The sequence below is a fragment of the Winogradskyella sp. MH6 genome, assembly GCF_022810765.1.
Taxonomy (GTDB): Bacteria; Bacteroidota; Bacteroidia; order Flavobacteriales; family Flavobacteriaceae; genus Winogradskyella.
Map to the genome: position 1 here is coordinate 924,336 of NZ_CP094494.1, position 20,137 is coordinate 944,472.

Sequence of the window (20,137 nt, forward strand, 5' to 3'; positions counted from 1 at the left end):
ACTATTTTGTACTTACCTTTTAACCCTCTATGACCAATCCTGTTACTGTTTTTCGTAGTAATTCTTTCAGAACTAAACTTATTTTGATTCTATGTTTAGTTAGCTTCTTTTGTGGTGCGCAAAACCTTACATTTTATCATTACGGCACCAAAGACGGATTGTCTCAAGAAACAATAAGAACTATTCTAAAAGATTCTAACGGATTTTTATGGCTAGGCACCCAAGAAGGATTAAACAGGTTTGATGGTACTTCTTTCACTGTTTACAAAAACCGGAAAAAAGATAGTCTAAGCATTTCTGGAAATTTTATTAATACACTTTTAGAAGATAAAGAGGGTAATATTTGGATAGGCACAAACGACAATGGTATTTCTATATACGATTCTAAAATCAATAGTTTTAGAAGTACCAAAGTTAAGACTGGAAATTGTAGTAGTTTATCCAAAACTTCAGATGGTACAATAATCGCAACGGTATTAAATGAAGGTATTTTTATTTTCAATAAAGGAGATGATAATTACCAGAAAATCTCAAAAATTGATGGAGAAACTCAGCAATTCAATTCAACATTTGTTGATAACGACATAGTGTATGTAAGCACACAAGATGGAAGACTTTTTGTTTGTGAGAATATTAAGACTAAAGATGCAAAGTTTTTAGAGATTAAATTCAACCAACCAATCGGAAATATTAATTCCATTTTTGTTGTTAATGAAAACATTTGGCTTGGTACAACGAATGGCCTTTGTGTTTTTAACACTTCCACAAAACAACTTTCTAAAATACCCTTAAACAGTAATAATAATGGGCTACATATTTCATCTATTGATATAAATAATGATACTTTTTATATAGGCACTTTTGACGGTCTTTATATTGCAAAAGATTTTAATGAACAAAACCTAGACTTTGAGCACATAACCACATATTATGGTGAACAGAATCATAGCAATTCCATTACTTCCAATCGTGTTTATGATACTTATACAGATGGTAATTTACTTTGGGTTGGAACCAACAATCTAGACGTGGTTACCTTAGGGGAGCCTGTCTTTAAAAATGTAAATACGTCTTCAGAAATATCATTAAACAATGCCTTTATTTTATCATTCGCCAAAAACAAAGATTACTTTTTTGTCGGGACTCGAAAAGGCATTAACTGCATAGATTCAGAAGGCAATGTCACTTACATTACTAAAGAAAATACTGATGATGCCTTAGCATTTAATGTTATTAGAACTATGGCCATAGACCATAATAACTATATGTGGGTTGGTACAATTAAAGGAGCTTCTGTTATTGATTTGAATGATTTTGATCCTAAATCTCCTAAAATCATAAACTTTTTTCATGATATAAATGACCCTAAATCCTTGAGTTCTGATGCAACACGAGGCGCTTTTGTAGATCATAAAGGTACAGTTTGGATTATGACTTATGGTGGAGGTGTCAACCGATTTACAGGCGATGTAAAAAATAACGTCATAACTTTTGAACATTACAAGACTAAAGAAAATGCCAATTCTATAAGTTCCAATTTCACTTACAATTTGTCGCAGGACAAGAATTTGGATTATTGGATAACCTCTGAAGATGGCCTCAACAAACTTCATTTCGAGGATGAGAATTATCAAAATCCTAAATTCACTAATTATTTTAGTGAGGAAAACGATTCCACAAGTCTGAGTAGCAACACTACCTTACATACTTGGCACGATGCTGATGCAACCTTATGGGTTGCCACACAAGATGGCTTTAATAAGTTCAATTCAGAAAGCAACACCTTTAAACGCTTTGGTAATGATGAAGGCTTAACTAATACGTTTGTTTATAGTATCACCGAAGACCAAGACCATAATTTATGGTTAACTACCAATGGTGGCATATTTCGCTTTAATAAAGAAACTGAAGTTTTTACAAACTATACGGTAAATGATGGTTTGCAAAGTTCAGAGTTTAATCTTGGAGCGCATTATTACAATAAAGATACTAATGAAGTCTACGTCGGAGGTATTAATGGCGTTAACATTTTTAATCCCAGACATGTTCCTCAACTCGATCTACCAGGAGACTTAACCTTTACGTCTTTAAGGGTGAAAAATGAAGAAATTAATCCTGTAACTCATAACGACATCATTAATCAGAGTATTACAACCGCAGATAAAATTACACTTAACTATACGGATTTTCCTTGTTATATTTCTTTCTCGGATTTAGATCTGCGTCCAACAAAAAATAATGAATTTGTATATGCTTTAGACAACAACGATTGGAATGAGTTATCAGGTTCAAGAGAAATTCCGTTGTTAGACCTTACAAAAGGAAAACATACCTTAAAAATTCAAGGTAAATCCAGAAATAATCTTTGGCAAAAAGCACCTTTAGAACTACAGATTAAAGTTATACCTCCTTGGTACAAAAGCAACCTTGCCTATCTCCTTTATCTACTCATATTTTTAGGAATCGTATATGCGTTCTACAAAATAAGTTTACAACGCCAAATCGCAGGACAAGAGTCTAAACGTTTACAAGAACTTGATGCTTTAAAATCGAGATTCATCACAAACATAACGCACGAATTTAGAACACCACTCACCATAATTCTTGGATATTTAGGCAATGTAAAAGACAAAGTCAATGGTAAAAAAGAGCTTGAAACCTCTTTAGAGACTATAGAACAAAATAGTAATAACCTTTTGGATTTGGTAAACCAAATGCTAGACTTAGCAAAGCTTGAAAAAGGCCAACTAAAATTAAACCTTGTACAAAACGATATCGTAAAATTTACGTCAAACGTTATTGACAGCTTTCTCAGTATTGCGTCTGATAAAGCTATAACTATCGATTTTGATGCGACACCAAATGAAATCCTGATGGATTTTGATGCTGAAAAAATGCGTCAAATCTTAACGAATCTTATTTCAAATGCCATTAAGTTTTCGCCTGAAAATTCCACAATAGCTATAACCCTTAAAAAACAAAATAACAATCTCAAAATTACAGTTTCAGACCAAGGCTATGGCATTCCCAAAGAAGAGCTTCCTAATATTTTTGATCGCTTTTACCAAGTTGAAGACAAAGCTCATAAAATTTCTCAAGGTACAGGTATTGGTTTAGCGTTAACCAAAGAGCTTGTGGAATTATTAGATGGAACTATTAAAGTTTCTTCTGAATTTGGTGAAGGCACCACTTTCAAAATTTCTTTACCAATTACAAATACTGCCGAAATCACAACTATTGCAACCAATAACCGTGAAATGTCAGTAGGTACAGTAGTACCAAAACCAGCTGATATTATTTCGGATGAAGATTCTAACAGTGTACTAATTGTTGAGGATAATCATGATATGGCAAGATATGTAGCATCGTGCTTACAACCGCAATACAAGGTCACTTTTGCTAACGATGGTAAGGAAGGATTGGAACTAGCATCAGAGCAAATTCCTGACATTATAATTACAGATGTGATGATGCCAAAAATGGATGGTTACGAGCTTACCCAACATTTACAGCAAAATACCAACACCAATCATATTCCTATCATTATGCTTACTTCTAAAGCGATGCAAGAGGATAAAATTGATGGGATTTCGAGTGGTGCAGATGCCTATTTGACCAAGCCTTTTCATAAAGAGGAATTATTACTCCGCATGAAAATGCTGATTGCCAAACGCAAACAGTTACAAGAAAAATATGCTGTAAATACTATTGTTACAACCACTAAAAAAGAATCTCAACCTACAGATAAAAACCTCGCTTTTCTAAAGTCGGTAGTAGATGTTATTCATAACCATATCGAAGATTCTAATTTTGGACCAACCGAACTCGCAAAGTCCATGGTTATGAGCGACTCACAACTCTACAGAAAATTAAAAGCCATTTCCAATTCCAGTACGGCCATTTTCATAAGAAAAGTACGTCTCGAAAAAGGAAAAGAATTACTAAAAACTACAGATTTATCCATTTCAGAAATTGCTTATGCGATAGGATTTAACGACCCTAATTGGTTTAGTAAGACTTTTAAAGAGGAATTTGAACAAAGCCCTTCTGAATTTCGCAATTAACTGATTTTCATATTTTTATTTGTGTTTTGAATAAATACTACTAGTCGTTTTTCTTCATTTTGACAAAATACTCCTTGTGTTTGACAAAATAATCAAGAGCATTTTTACACATCGAAACTAGTTTTGGAGAGCTATTAATCATTAATTCATTGTAAGATGAAGACCTCTACATTTCTTGTGTCGCTTTTAGTTATCAATTCGAGCTTTTTGGCAGGTCATGTTTCCATTCAATTATTTGGAAACGTAAATCCACTTATTCTTGGCGGAAGTGAAATTTTTCTTGGACTACTTTACTATGTCAACAAAGTTCTAAAAGATGTAAAAAGCACTTTTAATGTAGAGGTTAAACTCTAAAACAAAGAATTATTAATACCCTACAAAATGAAGACAATTACAATTACCCTATTCCTATTCTTTTCATGTTTTGCCTTTTCTCAAGTTGGTGTTGGCAATACAGACCCAAAATCCACTTTAGATATTTCTGCTTCTAGCACTACTTCGCCAACAAACGAAGATGGTATCCTTATACCTAGAATAGATAATTTCCCAACGGTTAATCCAACGGCAGACCAAGATGGTATGTTGGTATTTTATACAGGTACATCATTATCTGGAAAAGGCTTTTATTATTGGGATAACAGCACAACATCTTGGGTAAGCATTCAAGGAAATGAAGATACAGACTGGCTGAGAACTGGAACAGGAGGTCCTGCAAGTAATATTACTGATAATATTTACACTCTTGGTCAAGTTCAAATTGGAAGTGTTAATGTTGCTAATACCTCAAGTCTCAAAGTAACAAGTGATTTAACTTCTAACTTTTCAGGTCTTCAGCTTTTACATTCAGGAAGTGACACAGGACAAATAGGATATGGAATTTATAATCAATCTACTATAACAGATGCTGTTCGTTTTTCAAACTTTCATAATGTTAATAGTGGTACTCATAATAACACCCATTACGGTTTTGAAAATTTTTTCATTAATAATGGTACAGGAGAAAAAGTAGGTTTATATAATGAATTTGATTTAAGCGCACCTAACGGTAATAAAAAAGGAGTTTACAATAGGTTTGAAGGTGGTAATAGTGATATCTTTGGTGTAGATAATAGTATGCCTGGTGCTTGGACTGTTGCTGGTAATATTTATGGTATAAATAACAATATAAGATCCGGTGGAAATGGTCAACACTATGGTGTAAAAACTGAACTAGCAGGTTCAGGGTCAGGTAGTAAATATGGATATTTTGTAGATATAAGTAGTACTGCTGGAGGAACTCACTACGGCATATATAGTGACGTAAGAAACACATCAGGGTATGCTGCTTACTTCAGAGGTCGAGTGTCTTTTGGGAACGATGGTATTAATCGTTATTTCATGCCAGCTTCAGATGGTACAGCAGGTCAGGTCATGACTACGGACGGAACAGGTAATATCACATTTCAAAATATTATTGGTGACGGAAATACCCAAAACACATTAGACCAAGCCTATGACGAAGGTGGTGCTGGAGCAGGAAAAAATATCACAGCAGACTCAGGTGCACTAAGGATTAATGGTGATGACGGATTTTTGGTTACTGGTACTCTGGGAAGCGGCAACTTTATAGATTCTGAAGTTACTGGTGTCGGTACACGTATGTTTTTCAATCCAAATAAGGCTGCTTTCAGAGCAGGATATGTTTCAACAAATCAATGGGATAATACGAATATTGGATCATACTCTGTTGCTTTTGGAAGTGGTACTACAGCTTCTGGCGAAGTTTCATCTGCATTTGGAGCATTTACAATTGCTTCAGGTCAATTTTCAATGGCATCAGGAGCTGGCACAACAGCATCTGGTCAAACCGCCATAGCGTCAGGAACATCAACAACAGCTTCAGGAGATTATTCTACTGCTTTTGGATATTCAACATTAGCCTCTGGAAACTATTCTACTGTTTTTGGAAATGACAATACCGCTTCAGGAAGATATTCTTCTGTATTTGGAAATAGCAATACTGCACCATCTGCTTATGAAACAGTTATAGGAATTAATAGCACCAACTACACACCAAACTCTACTACAAGTTTTAACAATAATGATAGGTTGTTTGTGGTTGGAAACGGTTCAATGCCTACCATGAGGAGTAATGCATTAACCATATACAAAGATGGCCGAATGACCATTAATGATGCATATACCATGCCAACAATAGATGGCACTGCTGATCAAGTAATGACAACAGATGGTGCTGGTAATGTAACTTTTCAAGATATTGTTGGTGATGGAGATACCCAAAACACCCTAGATCAAGCCTATAATGAAGGTGGTTCTGGTGCAGGAAACACAATAACGGCTAATGCAGGCGCTGTGACAATTGATGGTACAGATGGTATATTAGTATCAGGGATTTTAGGTTCTGGAGCTACAATTTCTAGTTCTATTGTAAACCCAACAATGTTTTTTAACCCTCGCACTGGATCGTTTAGGTCTGGTACGAGTAGTGGTACATCTTGGGACGCATCTAATACAGGTACCTTCTCTGTAGCGTTTGGGTCTGGAAATACTGCTTCCGGATATACTAGTACAGCAATAGGGATTTCAAATGTAGCGTCAGGTGCAAGAGCATTTTCTGGTGGTTCAAACAGTATTTCCTCTGGTCTAGATTCATTCGCATTTGGTCTAGAATGTACTGCTAACGCAACAGGATCAGTTTCTATTGGTGTAGATAACACGAGCCATTCATTAGGAGAATTTACTGTAGGAACTTATAGTACGAATTATACAGCCTTTGATACATTTACTTGGAATATCAATGATAGGATTTTTTCGGTAGGAAACGGGAGTTCAACATCAGCAAGAAGCAATGCTTTAACTATATATAAGAGTGGAGAGGTAAATATCAATGATGCATATTCACTTCCTACTTCCGATGGTACAAATGGCCAAGTCATGACCACAGATGGTGCTGGTAATGTAACCTTCCAAAACCCAACAACAAATACAGACGACCAACAAATAGATAACCTTGGCTTAGTCGGGACTGTATTAGGCATTTCCCTTGAAGACGATGGAGTTGCACCTGTGACTGTTGATTTGGCTTCTATCAATACCGATAATCAGCAAATAGATAATTTCAGTTTTAATTCCTCTACAAATATCTTAACCTTAGAAATTGAAGATGATGGCCAAGCTGCTCAAACTGTGGATTTATCTAGCCTTAACCCAACAAAATCCTTAGCTAGAATTACAATGTCGACTAACCAATCTTTAGCAACAAGTGTTTGGCAAAAATTAGATTTCGATACGATTGATTTTGATCTTAATTCAGAATTCAACACAACAACAAATCAATTTGTAGTGGGCACAACAGGATACTATCGTATCAATGCATCTTGGCGAAGCTCAGCAACTTCTACCTCAACTAATGCTTTTGGTATTGCTATTGTGGTTAACAGCAACATTGAACGCGCCGTAAATTTTAATAATTCAGGAAGTGGCTACATATTTAGATCTATCAACAGAATACTAGATTTAAATGCTGGAGATATTGTAGAAATCTTTATTCTTCCAACAGGACCAATCGATGTCGAAGCAAATCATATTGTAACCTCTTTCGAAGTAGAACAAATACAGTAACAACATTTAAACATAATTGGATTGTCTTCAATTATATTTTTTCCAAAGAAAGCCGAAGTAGGGATCGGCTTTCTTTTTTTAAAACATTACTAAATCTTAACATTATGAAAAGAGCAAATTTCTTGAAGTCTATAGGTGGATTAAGTATTTTAACTTTTTTACCTCAACCGAGCTATGCAAGCACAATGTCTTATCTTGATAAGCTAAAGTCTAAAATTATCAGAAAAGACGAAGGTGAAGTCTTAAATGTAATTGGTGATATACAAACGCACAAGCTGGTCGGTAGTGAAACCGACAATCAAATTGTGGAATGGGAGGATAATGTGGAACCTGGTACCGGAATTCCTCCACATATTCATACTAAGGAAGATGAAATTTTTAGAGTTATAAAAGGACAGGTTGAAATAATGGTAGATGGTAAAACGTCTATTTTAAAAGCTGGTGACACAGCATTTGCTCCAAAAAATTTACCGCATTCATGGAAAGTGGTAGGCACAGAAAAAGCCACCATGATCACCACTGCTTTTCCTGCAGGAATTGAAATTATGTTTAGAAAATTAGCAGATTTACCGCCTGGACCACCAGATTTTGAAAAAGTAACTGAAATATGTGGTGAACACGGTATTACGTTCGTAAAATAAATCACTGTATATTTATCCATAAAACTTAAAAGAAAGTCGATTCCCATTTCGGCTTTCTTTTTTATTTTTAGTTGGTCTTTACTTTATTTCAAAGTTTAAGTTTTGTAGTTTTATAGACTTCAAAATTCTAGAAAATGTCAGAACAAAAACGTCTCTTTTTAGTCGATGCTTACGCGCTTATTTTTCGTGGGTATTATGCTTTTATAAAAAACCCAAGAATTAACTCTAAAGGTGAAGATACTTCAGCCATTATGGGCTTTATGAACTCGCTTTTAGATGTCATCAAACGCGAAAGACCAGACCATTTAGCGGTATGTTTTGACAAAGGCGGAAGTGTAGACCGTGTAGAAATGTACGAAGCTTACAAAGCCAATCGTGATGAGACACCAGAAGGTATTCGCACTGCAGTTCCGCATATACACAACATTCTCAAAGCCATGCATATTCCAATTATGGTAAAAGAAGGTTTTGAGGCAGATGATGTTATTGGTACGTTGTCCCGTCAAGCGGAAAAAGAAGGTTACAAAACCTTTATGGTCACACCAGATAAAGATTTTGCGCAATTAGTTACCGAAAATATTTTTATGTATCGTCCAAAATCATTTGGTGGCGGTTATGAAACTTGGGGAATTCCTGAAGTTCAGAAAAAGTTTGAAGTTGAAAGACCAGAACAAGTCATTGACTTTTTAGGAATGATGGGTGATGCTAGTGATAACATTCCTGGTTTACCTGGCGTTGGCGAAAAAACTGCTAAAAAGTTTATTAAAGAATTTGGTAGCATGGAAGGTCTTTTAGCCAACACAAATCAACTAAAAGGTAAGATGAAAGAAAAGGTTGAAGCTAATGCCGAATTAGGTCGACTTTCAAAAGAACTAGCGAGAATTATGCTTGATGTTCCGGTGGAATTCAACGCTAAAGATTTCGAGTTAGATCATCCAGATATAGAAAAAGTAAAAGAAATTTTTCAAGAATTAGAGTTTAGACGTCTTACTGATAATTTCATTAAAACGTTTACCTCAGAAAGCGATAATTCAACTACAACGACCAATCAAAATGTCACTTCGAGCGCAGTCGAGAAGTCTCAAACAACAAAAGAAAAAGCATCTGCTGGTGCAGGACAATTCTCATTATTTGGTGGCGGCGATGATGAATCGCAAACGGATACAAATACATCTTTCACAAGAAATACCGCCGAAAACACAAGCCACTTTTACCAAAGTGTTGCAAGCGGAATGGCAACAAAACTGTTTGTAAAAAACCTACTTAACCAAACATCGGTGTGTTTTGACACGGAAACTACAGGCTTAAATCCGTTAACTGCAGAATTAGTTGGGATCGCATTTTCTTGGGAAACTGGTAAAGGATTTTACTTACCGTTTCCTGAAAACAAAGATGAAGCACAAGATTTAATTGAAGAATTACGTCCTTTTTTTGAAGCTGAAAATATTCAGAAAATTGGTCAGAATTTAAAATACGACATCAAGGTTTTAGCTAAATATAATATTGAAGTCAAAGGACCTTTATTCGATACCATGTTAGCGCACTATTTGATTAATCCAGACATGCGTCACAACATGGATGTGCTATCTGAAACATACCTAAACTACTCGCCTATTTCCATTGAAACATTGATTGGCAAAAAAGGTAAAAATCAGTTATCAATGCGCGATGTGCCTTTAGACAAACAAACCGAGTATGCTGTAGAAGATGCCGATATTACACTTCAACTTAAAGAACATTTTGAAAAAGAATTAGACGAAGCCAATACACAAAAATTGTTTGATGAGATTGAAATCCCATTACTACGTGTTTTAGCTGCTATGGAATTGGAAGGTATCAACCTTGACAAAGACTTTTTAAACAGCTTATCAGAGCAATTAAACAGTGACATTGCCAACTTAGAAAAGAGCATTTATGAAGCTGCTGGCGAAGAGTTTAACATTGCATCACCAAAGCAATTAGGTGTTATTTTATTTGAAAAAATGAAGTTGGTAGACAAGCCGAAAAAGACCAAAACTGGACAATATTCTACCGCAGAAGACGTGTTGAGTTACTTGGCAAAAGATCATGAAATTATCCAAAACATTCTTGATTTCAGAGGTTTATCTAAGCTAAAAAGCACGTATGTAGATGCCTTACCGCTTCAAGTTGAAGAAGCTACAGGTCGCGTACATACAGATTATATGCAAACCGTTGCCGCAACTGGTCGTTTAAGTAGTAATAATCCTAATTTACAGAACATCCCTATTCGTACCGAACGTGGTCGACAAGTACGAAAAGCATTCGTACCTCGTAACGAAGATTTTACGTTATTAGCTGCCGATTATTCTCAAATTGAATTACGTATTATCGCAGCGTTAAGTGAAGAAGAAACGATGATTGAAGCCTTTAAACATGGCGAAGACATTCACGCATCAACTGCTTCAAAAGTATTTAATGTTGCTATTGAAAACGTTACCAGAGAGCAACGTAGTAATGCAAAAACAGTTAACTTCGGGATAATTTATGGTGTGTCGGCATTTGGATTAAGTAACCAAACTGATTTATCACGTAGTGAAGCCAAAGAGTTAATTGACACGTACTATGAAACCTATCCAAAACTGAAAAACTACATCAGCAAACAAGTAGATTTTGCGCGTGATCATGGTTATGTGCAAACGGTTTTAGGCAGACGCAGATATTTAAAAGATATCAACTCTAGAAATGCTGTGGTACGTGGTGCAGCAGAACGAAATGCAGTTAATGCACCAATTCAAGGTAGTGCTGCAGACATCATCAAACTAGCAATGATTAATATCTACGAGAAATTAGAAGCTGGCAATTACAAAACCAAAATGCTACTACAAGTTCATGATGAATTGGTCTTTGATGTTTACAAACCAGAACTAGATGAGATTTCAAAACTCATAAAAACTGAAATGGAAAATGCATTTACATTATCAGTACCATTAGATGTTGAAATTGGTCTTGGCGATAACTGGTTAGAAGCGCATTAAATTTAAAATCTCTATCGAATTTTGAAAATAGACAAATTCGTCATTGCTATTATAATTACCGTGATAGCGGCATACATTTATCCTGATTTGGGTAAAGGTGAAAGTGCGCAGGTTTTAAATACTTTGAGTAGTATTGGTATATCGCTTATTTTCTTTTTCTACGGATTAAAATTAAGTCCGCAACAAATAAAAATAGGCTTAAATAACTGGAAACTACACGTCTTAATTCAGGCGACAACGTTTATTGTTTTTCCTTTAATCGTATTGACTATCTATCCTTTAATTACTGAAGATAACAAAGCACTTTGGTTGGCTTTTATGTTTTTAGCAGCGTTACCTTCAACAGTGTCATCATCTGTAGTTATGGTATCTATAGCCAAAGGGAATATTCCTGCTGCTATTTTTAATGCGAGTATTTCTGGATTAATTGGTGTGATTCTTACACCGTTATGGATTGGTCTTTTTATGACGTCTACCGGAACAGATTATAGCTTAATCGAAGTCTATCAAAAGTTATTATTAGAAATTTTAGCACCAGTTATTTTAGGTTTATTATTACGACGCTTTTTAGGCGCTTTTGCTTTAAAACACAGTAAAAAAATTACGCTATTTGATAAAAGTGTTATTTTGTTGATTATCTACAAAAGCTTTTCTAAATCCTTTTTAGATCGCATTTTTGAAAATTTAAGCCCATTAAAATTACTAGCAGTTTTAGCTGTTGCTATCTTAATCTTTTGGATAGTATATTTCTTTATAGGTTTCATCGCAAAACGATTTCATTTTTCTATTGAAGACCGAATCACAGCACAATTTTGTGGTACCAAAAAGTCTTTAGTACACGGTACAGTATTTTCTAAAATACTATTTCAAAACGCCTCATTTTTAGGCATTATTTTATTGCCAATTATGATGTTTCATGCATTTCAAATTGTAGCAATAAGTGTGATCGCTGCTAAGCATGGAAGAAGGGATTTATAAAAAGAAGAAAAATTACTTTCGCTTTTTCTTCTTATACTTCACCTTGTCCTTTCGTTGATTAAAAGGTACAGCATCGTTAAAAGTATGTTTGGTTTTTCCTGGTTTGTTTTTACGCCATTTTTCGGTCTTTTCAGGAAGTAAGACTTTTAATAAATCTTGTCTTCCTAATTTATTAAGCGTGTTTTTAATCCAAGCTTTGTTTTCATCTTTATACCAGAAGAAAAAACGGTGTTGTTCGTCTTTTTCCTTTCTGGTTTTTGGTGTATTTACCTTTTTAAGCGTGTACGGATGGTAACCACTGTAATAAATCACCGTTGCAACCGTCATTGGTGTTGGCGTAAAGCCTTGTACTTGCTCTAGCTGAAAACCCATATCTTTAGTTTCAGCAGCAAGATTTGCCATATCTTCAACTTCGCAAGCAGGATGATTTGAGATGAAATACGGAATTAACTGTAAGTTCAGTTTATTCTTGATATTGATTTTATCAAAACGCTCTTTAAACTTATGAAAATAACTAAACGATGGTTTTCGCATTAATTTTAATACCGGATCGCTAGTATGTTCTGGCGCTACTTTAAGTCGACCAGAAACGTGCTTGGTCATCACTTCTTCGGTATAATCATCTAACTCTTTTGGATCAGCATTTTTATTGAATTCTGGTACCAGCATATCGTGTCTGATTCCAGATCCGATAAACGATTTTTTCACCTTCGGATGACTATCAACCGCTTGATATAATTCGGTTAACGGTTTGTGAGAAGTATCTAAATTGCTACAAATTACTGGCGAAATACAACTCGGCGCGACACATTTATCACAAATGGCTTGCACTTTACCTTTCATTTGATACATGTTTGCACTTGGCCCACCAATATCAGATAAATAACCTTTGAAATCTGGCATATTCGCCACAGTATCAACTTCTTTTAAGATCGATTCTTTACTACGTGATGCAATAAATTTTCCTTGATGCGCCGAAATGGTACAAAAACTACAACCACCAAAACATCCACGATGAATGTTGATGGAAAATTTAATCATTTCAAATGCAGGAATTGGTCCGCGTTTATTGTATTTAGGATGCGGTAAACGTGTGTAAGGCAAATCGAAAGAGGCATCAATTTCTTCCTCTGTCATTGTAGGATACGGCGGATTTATCATCAGCATCTTATCACCTACTTTTTGAAAAATTCGTCTTGCAGCTAACTTATTTGATTCTTGCTCTATAATCTTAAAGTTAGATGCGTAAGCCTTTTTATCTTTTAAACAAGTTTCGTGAGAAGCGATTTCAACATCTTCCCAATTTTTGTTTTTTGGGATATCGTTTTCATCATTAATAAGAATTGCTGTTTGATTTACCGTATTAATACTTTCAAAAGGAACACCTCGTTCTAACAAACGCACAATTTCACGAAGTGGTTGTTCTCCCATTCCGTACACCAACATGTCTGCTTTAGACGTTTCTAGAATGGTTGGCATTAATTGATCGCTCCAATAATCGTAATGTGTTACACGACGTAATGAGCCTTCAATGCCTCCAATTAAAACTGGTGTATCTGGCCATTTTTCTTTTAAAATCTTACTATAAACCGTTGATGCATAATCTGGTCTAAAACCAATTTCGCCATTTGGTGTGTACGCATCTTTATCGCGACGTTTTTTATTAGCATTGTAGTTGCTAATCATAGGATCCATACAACCACCTGTAACACCGAAGAACAGACGTGGTTTACCCAACTTAACAAAATCCTGAAGATTATCGTTAACATTAGGTTGTGGTACGATAGCAACACGTAAACCCATACTTTCTAACAAGCGTCCAATTACTGCAGGACCAAACGTTGGGTGATCTACATAGGCATCTCCGCTAAACAGGATAACATCTAAGTGTTCCCATCCGCGGATTTTCACCTCTTTATTTGTGGTAGGCAACCAACTAGAAAGTCTTAATTCTTCTTGCATAACGGCACAAAGGTAGTTAGAAAATACAACTTAATCAGTTGAAGATTTGTTAAACCACACAAATCCAAATTACTATAAAATGTTCAATACGTTCGGTTTTAAGATTACAAATCGAGTGCTTTTAAGTTTTCTACTCGGTTTCTTGCTAGGAAATCATCAATAGTTTCAAAATGCTCTATGACACGTTTGTCTTTAAACTCAAAGACTTTTTTAGACAGTCCTTGAAGAAAATCACGATCGTGAGACACTAAAATTAAGGTGCCATCGAACTCTTTTAATGCGTCCTTGAGAACATCTTTAGATTTTAAATCGAGATGGTTTGTCGGCTCATCCAGAATCAAAAGATTTACTGGTTCTAATAATAATTTCACCATGGCTAATCTGGTTTTTTCACCACCAGAAAGCACACCTACTTTTTTATCAATATCGTCACCCTTAAACATAAAACGACCCAAAATATTTTTTATTTGTGTACGAATATCTCCTTTAGCAACTTCATCAACGGTTTGAAAAATAGTTAAGTCTTCATCTAAAAGTGCGGCTTGGTTTTGTGCAAAATAACCCACTTGAACGTTATGTCCTAGTGTACATGTACCTTCCACATCAATTTGTCCCATGATAGCTTTAATCATAGTAGACTTTCCTTCACCATTTCTACCTACAAAGCACACTTTTTCGCCACGAGCAATAGACATGTTTGCATTTTTAAACACCACATGCTCATCATACGATTTAGACACATCCTTTACCGTTACAGGATAATCACCAGAACGCTGTGTTTTTGGAAAACGTAACTTTAAAGCCGATGTGTCAATTTCATCAATTTCAATAATTTCAAGTTTTTCTAGCATACGTTCTCTCGATGCCACCTGATTGGTTTTAGAATAGGTACCTTTAAAACGCTCGATGAACGCTTGGTTATCGGCTATAAATTTTTGTTGTTCTTGGTAAGCTTTTATTTGATGCGCTCTTCTGTCTTCACGCAACTGTAAATAATGCGAATAGTTGGCTTTGTAGTCGTAAATACGACCCATAGTTACTTCTATGGTTCGGTTTGTAATATTATCAACAAAGGCTCTATCGTGAGAAATAACCATGACAGCCTTGGCTTTATTCACCAAAAAATCCTCTAACCAAATTACCGATTCTATATCAATATGATTGGTTGGCTCATCTAGAAGAATTAAATCTGGTTTTTGAAGTAAAATTTTCGCCAATTCAATTCGCATACGCCATCCACCAGAAAATTCACTTGTTGGCTTATTAAAATCTTCAGGTTTAAAACCTAAACCTTTAAGTGCTTTTTCTACTTCAGCTGTATAATTCACCTCTTCTAAAGCATAGTATTTTTCACCCAAATCTGATACGCGCTCTATAATTTTCATATAGTCTTCAGATTCGTAATCGGTTCGGGTTTCAAGCTGTTTATTTAGCGCATCCATTTCATCTCGCATTTCAAAAACGTGACTAAATGCTTTTGATGCTTCTTCCAAAACAGACGTATCATCTTCGGTTAATAAATGTTGCGGCAAATAAGCTATTACGGCATCTTTTGGTGCTCTAACATTACCTTTTGTAGGGTTCTGAACACCAGCAATAATTTTCATCATTGTAGATTTTCCGGCACCATTTTTACCCATTAGGGCAATTTTATCATTCTCATTTATAGTAAAAGACACATCACTGAATAAGGTGTGACCACTAAATTCTACAACTAAATTATCTACAGAAATCATAGCTTTAATTTTAAAGGCGCAAAACTACTAAAAGCCGAAAGATAAATCTTTGATTTTTTTGAAGTAATATTGCATTTTAAACCTGTTATGAGCATCATTTCAACAGACCTATCAAAAGCCGTAAAACTTCTTAATAATGAAGAGCTTGTTGCTATACCAACCGAAACGGTTTATGGTTTGGCTGGTAATATCTTTTCAGAAAAAGCGGTTAAGGCTATTTTTGAAACTAAAGAGCGTCCGTTTTTTAATCCGTTGATTGTTCATATTCCTAATATAGATTATCTAGAAACTATTGTTGAAGAAGTTCCTGAAAAGGCAAAACTCTTGGCTGAGGCTTTTTGGCCTGGACCAATAACTTTAGTTTTAAAAAAGAAATCTATAATCCCAGATTTAATTACTGGTGGAAAAGATACAGTTGCTGTTAGAATTCCTAATCACCCAACTACTTTGGAACTTTTAAATCAATTAAATTTTCCACTTGCTGCACCAAGTGCAAATCCATTTAACCGAATAAGCCCAACAAAAGCTGAGCATGTAGAAAACTATTTTAAGGATAAAATAAAAATGGTTTTAGATGGAGGAGCTTGTAAAAGTGGCATTGAGTCTACAATTATTGGTTTTGAAAATGGTGAACCTATAATTTATAGACTAGGCTCTACTTCTATAGAAGCTATTGAAGCTGTAGTTGGAGCTATTGAAATTAAAAACAAAAAAGAAGTTGCACCTGATGCGCCAGGAATGTTAGAACGCCATTATGCGCCAAAAACCAAAACCATTCTTACCAGTCATCTTAAAGAAGCTGTTGAGGAAAACAAAAATCTGCGTATAGGACTTTTAACCTATAATGATATTTGGAACGATGATGCTATTCATTTTAAAATTGTGCTATCAGAAGGTAAAAATCTAGAAGAAGCCGCTTCAAAATTGTATGATGCTTTACATCAATTAGACCAACAAGACTTAGACCTTATCATTGCAGAACGACTTCCTGATTATGGCTTAGGTAAATCTATTAATGATAGACTTACAAGAGCGACAAAGTAAATCTAACTTCAATCATTTTAAATCACCTGATTTTCAACATAAAAAAACATTTGATTAGAGTTTGCCAATCCAATTGTTTGTCGTAAATTTGCAAACTCTTTTTCGGAAGAGGAATGTTTAATCTTTTGTGCCCTTGGGTACAATAATAAATCAAATTAGTGTGGATACATTAAGCTACAAAACAGTTTCTGCTAACAAAGCTACCGTTAATAAGGAGTGGGTTTTAGTTGATGCTGAAGGACAAACTTTAGGTCGCTTAGCTTCAAAAGTAGCAGTACTTTTAAGAGGTAAGCACAAACCTAACTTTACGCCACACGTTGATTGCGGTGACAACGTAATTGTTGTAAACGCTGAAAAAATCAACTTAACTGGTAACAAATGGACTGATAAAAGTTATATCCGTCACACAGGTTATCCAGGTGGTCAAAGAAGCTTGACTGCTACTGAGATGTTTGAGAAAGACCCAACCAGATTAGTAGAAAAGTCAGTAAAAGGAATGTTACCTAAAAACAAATTAGGTGCTACTCTTTTTAGAAACTTAACTGTTGTTGCTGGTGCTGAGCATGCTCACGAAGCTCAAAAGCCAAAAACAATTAATTTAAACGAATTTAACTAATGGAAGTAATTCACAAAATTGGCCGTAGAAAGACGGCTGTTGCCCGTGTATACGTTGCCCCAGGAAAAGGTAACATTACGGTGAACAAAAAAGACATGGCGGATTATTTTACTACTGGAACTTTACAGTATAAAGTAAACCAACCTATTGCTATGACTAACAATGATGGCAACTTTGATATTACTGTAAACGTATATGGAGGTGGTATCACTGGCCAGGCGGAAGCTATACGTTTAGCATTATCTCGTGCAATGTGCGAACTTGATGCTGAAAACAGAGCAATATTAAAGCCAGAAGGTCTATTAACAAGAGATCCAAGAATGGTAGAGCGTAAGAAATTCGGTCAGAAGAAAGCGCGTAAGAAATTCCAGTTCTCTAAACGTTAATATCCAACAACACTTAATTCAGAACTTGACTTATCAAGTTCTGGATTATTTTATTTTATTGAAACCCGCTGCATAGTGCAGCAAATTATAAACCAGTTATTGTTGTCCATGACCTAATGGTCAGGATTTAGTTTAGCATCTAAATGATTAAGGCTAAAAAACCACTTAGTCATTGCTAATTCAACAGAACGTAAACTATCACAAAAATGGAAAAAGTAGAAGTAAAAGAACTACTAGACGCAGGTGTACATTTCGGTCACCTAACACGTAAGTGGAATCCAAACATGGCTCCTTATATCTACATGGAGCGTAATGGTATTCACATTATCAACCTTTACAAAACAGCTGCAAAGATTGACGAAACTTGTGCTGCATTAAGCAAAATTGCTGCATCAGGTAAAAAAATCTTATTCGTAGCAACTAAAAAACAAGCTAAAGACATCGTTGCTGAAAAAGCAGGTGCTGTAAACCAACCTTACATTACTGAGCGTTGGCCAGGTGGAATGCTTACTAACTTTGTAACAATCCGTAAAGCTGTTAAGAAAATGTCTTCAATTGATCGTATGAAAAAAGACGGTACTTTTGAGTCATTATCAAAAAGAGAAAAATTACAAATAGATCGTCAACGTGCAAAATTAGAAAAGAACTTAGGTTCTATTTCTGACATGACACGTTTACCAGGTGCTTTATTTGTTGTAGATACTTTAAGAGAGCATATTGCAATCAAAGAAGCTCAAAAATTAAACATTCCAATCTTTGCAATGGTAGATACTAACTCTGACCCACGTCAGGTAGATTATGTTATCCCTGCAAACGATGATGCTTCAAAATCAATCAACAAAGTTTTATCTATTGTTTCATCTGCAATTGAAGACGGATTAAACGAAAGAAAAGCTGAGCGTGCTGATAAAGATAGCGGAAAAGCTAAAAAAGCTGCAAAAGCTAAAGTAGCAGACCAAGAAGAAGAATAAAAATAACATTTAGAAAATATATAAAAGTCGTTTAATTCGTTTCTTCGCAGAACATTAATTATTCGACTTTTTTAAATTAAACACTATGGAAAATACTGTAAAAATTACAGCAGCAGAAGTAAACAAGCTAAGACAGGCAACTGGTGCTGGTATGATGGATTGTAAAAAAGCTTTAGTTGAAGCTGGTGGTGATTTTGATAAAGCCATTGAAGTATTACGTAAAAAAGGACAAAAAGTTGCAGAAAAAAGAGCTGACAGAGATTCTTCTGAAGGTGCTGCTGTTGCTAAAATAAATGCAGATAACACGTCTGGTGTTGCTATCGTTTTAGGTTGCGAAACTGACTTCGTAGGTAAAAACGAAAATTTCGTAAAATTAGCTAATGATTTAGCTGATGCTGCTTTAAATTTTGACTCTAAAGAAGACTTTTTAGCTTCTGATTTTGGTGGAATGACTGTTGCTGAAAAATTAGTTGAGCAAACTGGTGTTATTGGTGAAAAATTAGATATCACTGCTTTTGAAAAATTAGATGCACCTTTTGTAGGGCAGTATGTTCATATTAACAAAATTGCTGCGTTAGTAGGTTTATCTGCAAAAGTAGATAACGCTGATACTTTAGTTAAAGATATCGCAATGCAAGTAGCTTCTATGGGAGCAACTACATTATCTTACAAAGATTTTGATCCTGCTTATGTAGCTTCAGAAACTGAGGCTCGTATTGCAGTAATCGAAAAAGATAATGAAGAATTAGCACGTTTAGGTAAAACATTAAAGAATGTACCTAAATATATCTCTATGGCGCAATTAACACCTGAAGTTTTAGCGCAAGCTGAAGAAGATGCTAAAGCGGAATTAAAAGCTGAAGGTAAGCCTGAGCAAATCTGGGACAGAATCTTACCTGGTAAAATGGAGCGTTTCATTTCTGATAACACAACTCTAGACCAAGAGCAATGTTTATTAGATCAGAAATTCATTAAAGATGATAAGCAAACTGTTGCTGAATACGTTAAAACATTTGGTGACGTTGAAGTAACTGGTTTTAAACGTGCTTCAGTTGGATAATTATATATTCAAACTATTATAAAAACTAAAAAGCCTTTCAAATAATGAAAGGCTTTTTTTTG

The 20,137-nt window shown here is 35.1% G+C and carries 13 protein-coding genes; 11 read left to right on the forward strand and 2 right to left on the reverse strand.

The annotated features are described in order from the left end of the window. Positions 1–83: 83 nt before the first annotated feature. The 6 genes from MST30_RS04170 to MST30_RS04195 all read left to right on the forward strand — a co-directional run bounded on the left by MST30_RS04170 (position 84) and on the right by MST30_RS04195 (position 12,300). Positions 84–4,064 (forward strand): hybrid sensor histidine kinase/response regulator transcription factor, encoded by a 3,981-nt coding sequence (locus MST30_RS04170; protein ID WP_243473149.1) that lies wholly within the window; start codon positions 84–86, stop codon positions 4,062–4,064. A 156-nt stretch (positions 4,065–4,220) separates the two neighbouring features. Then, a complete protein-coding gene (locus tag MST30_RS04175; protein WP_243473150.1) occupies positions 4,221–4,418 on the forward strand; it encodes a hypothetical protein in 198 nt (65 codons plus the stop codon). Positions 4,419–4,445: 27 nt separating this feature from the next. After that, a complete protein-coding gene (locus MST30_RS04180; RefSeq protein WP_243473151.1) occupies positions 4,446–7,685 on the forward strand; it encodes a phage tail-like protein in 3,240 nt (1,079 codons plus the stop codon). Between the two features lie 104 nt (positions 7,686–7,789). Further along, positions 7,790–8,326: a cupin domain-containing protein gene (locus MST30_RS04185; protein WP_243473152.1), complete on the forward strand. Its 537-nt coding sequence runs from the start codon at positions 7,790–7,792 to the stop codon at positions 8,324–8,326. 134 nt (positions 8,327–8,460) lie between these two features. Further along, positions 8,461–11,322 carry a DNA polymerase I gene (gene polA, locus MST30_RS04190; RefSeq protein WP_243473153.1) on the forward strand — a complete coding sequence of 954 codons (2,862 nt, stop codon included), beginning with the start codon at positions 8,461–8,463 and terminating at the stop codon, positions 11,320–11,322. Positions 11,323–11,343: 21 nt separating this feature from the next. After that, entirely contained in the window at positions 11,344–12,300 is a 957-nt protein-coding gene (locus MST30_RS04195; protein WP_243473154.1) for a bile acid:sodium symporter family protein, read from the forward strand. Positions 12,301–12,312: 12 nt separating this feature from the next. Here the strand turns inward: MST30_RS04195 and MST30_RS04200 are convergent, their stop codons facing one another. Beyond that, positions 12,313–14,262: a YgiQ family radical SAM protein gene (locus tag MST30_RS04200; RefSeq protein ID WP_243473155.1), complete on the reverse strand. Its 1,950-nt coding sequence runs from the start codon at positions 14,260–14,262 to the stop codon at positions 12,313–12,315. Between the two features lie 104 nt (positions 14,263–14,366). After that, positions 14,367–15,998 carry an ABC-F family ATP-binding cassette domain-containing protein gene (locus tag MST30_RS04205; protein ID WP_243473156.1) on the reverse strand — a complete coding sequence of 544 codons (1,632 nt, stop codon included), beginning with the start codon at positions 15,996–15,998 and terminating at the stop codon, positions 14,367–14,369. Positions 15,999–16,085: 87 nt separating this feature from the next. Between MST30_RS04205 and MST30_RS04210 the strand changes: the two genes are divergently transcribed. The 5 genes from MST30_RS04210 to tsf all read left to right on the forward strand — a co-directional run bounded on the left by MST30_RS04210 (position 16,086) and on the right by tsf (position 20,075). Next, the gene (locus tag MST30_RS04210) at positions 16,086–17,042 is read left to right on the forward strand and encodes an L-threonylcarbamoyladenylate synthase (protein WP_243473157.1); all 957 of its coding nucleotides are present in this window, start codon (positions 16,086–16,088) and stop codon (positions 17,040–17,042) included. A 160-nt stretch (positions 17,043–17,202) separates the two neighbouring features. Next, entirely contained in the window at positions 17,203–17,658 is a 456-nt protein-coding gene (gene rplM / locus MST30_RS04215; RefSeq protein ID WP_243473856.1) for a 50S ribosomal protein L13, read from the forward strand. After that, complete coding sequence (rpsI, locus tag MST30_RS04220; RefSeq protein ID WP_243473158.1) at positions 17,658–18,044, forward strand: 30S ribosomal protein S9; 387 nt, start codon at positions 17,658–17,660, stop codon at positions 18,042–18,044. The genes rplM and rpsI overlap by 1 nt, the downstream gene beginning before the upstream one ends. A gap of 206 nt (positions 18,045–18,250) precedes the next feature. Beyond that, positions 18,251–19,015: a 30S ribosomal protein S2 gene (gene rpsB / locus MST30_RS04225; protein WP_243473159.1), complete on the forward strand. Its 765-nt coding sequence runs from the start codon at positions 18,251–18,253 to the stop codon at positions 19,013–19,015. 85 nt (positions 19,016–19,100) lie between these two features. After that, entirely contained in the window at positions 19,101–20,075 is a 975-nt protein-coding gene (gene tsf / locus MST30_RS04230) for a translation elongation factor Ts (protein ID WP_243473160.1), read from the forward strand. Positions 20,076–20,137 lie beyond the last annotated feature (62 nt).

Coding starts and splice junctions, on each gene's coding strand:
- MST30_RS04175 (WP_243473150.1), top strand. CDS start 4,221: ATGAAGACCTCTACATTTCTTGTGTCGCTTTTAGTTATCAATTCGAGC.
- MST30_RS04205 (WP_243473156.1), bottom strand. CDS start 15,998: ATGATTTCTGTAGATAATTTAGTTGTAGAATTTAGTGGTCACACCTTA.
- MST30_RS04180 (WP_243473151.1), top strand. CDS start 4,446: ATGAAGACAATTACAATTACCCTATTCCTATTCTTTTCATGTTTTGCC.
- rpsI (WP_243473158.1), top strand. CDS start 17,658: ATGGAAGTAATTCACAAAATTGGCCGTAGAAAGACGGCTGTTGCCCGT.
- tsf (WP_243473160.1), top strand. CDS start 19,101: ATGGAAAATACTGTAAAAATTACAGCAGCAGAAGTAAACAAGCTAAGA.
- MST30_RS04185 (WP_243473152.1), top strand. CDS start 7,790: ATGAAAAGAGCAAATTTCTTGAAGTCTATAGGTGGATTAAGTATTTTA.
- rpsB (WP_243473159.1), top strand. CDS start 18,251: ATGGAAAAAGTAGAAGTAAAAGAACTACTAGACGCAGGTGTACATTTC.
- MST30_RS04210 (WP_243473157.1), top strand. CDS start 16,086: ATGAGCATCATTTCAACAGACCTATCAAAAGCCGTAAAACTTCTTAAT.
- polA (WP_243473153.1), top strand. CDS start 8,461: ATGTCAGAACAAAAACGTCTCTTTTTAGTCGATGCTTACGCGCTTATT.
- MST30_RS04200 (WP_243473155.1), bottom strand. CDS start 14,262: ATGCAAGAAGAATTAAGACTTTCTAGTTGGTTGCCTACCACAAATAAA.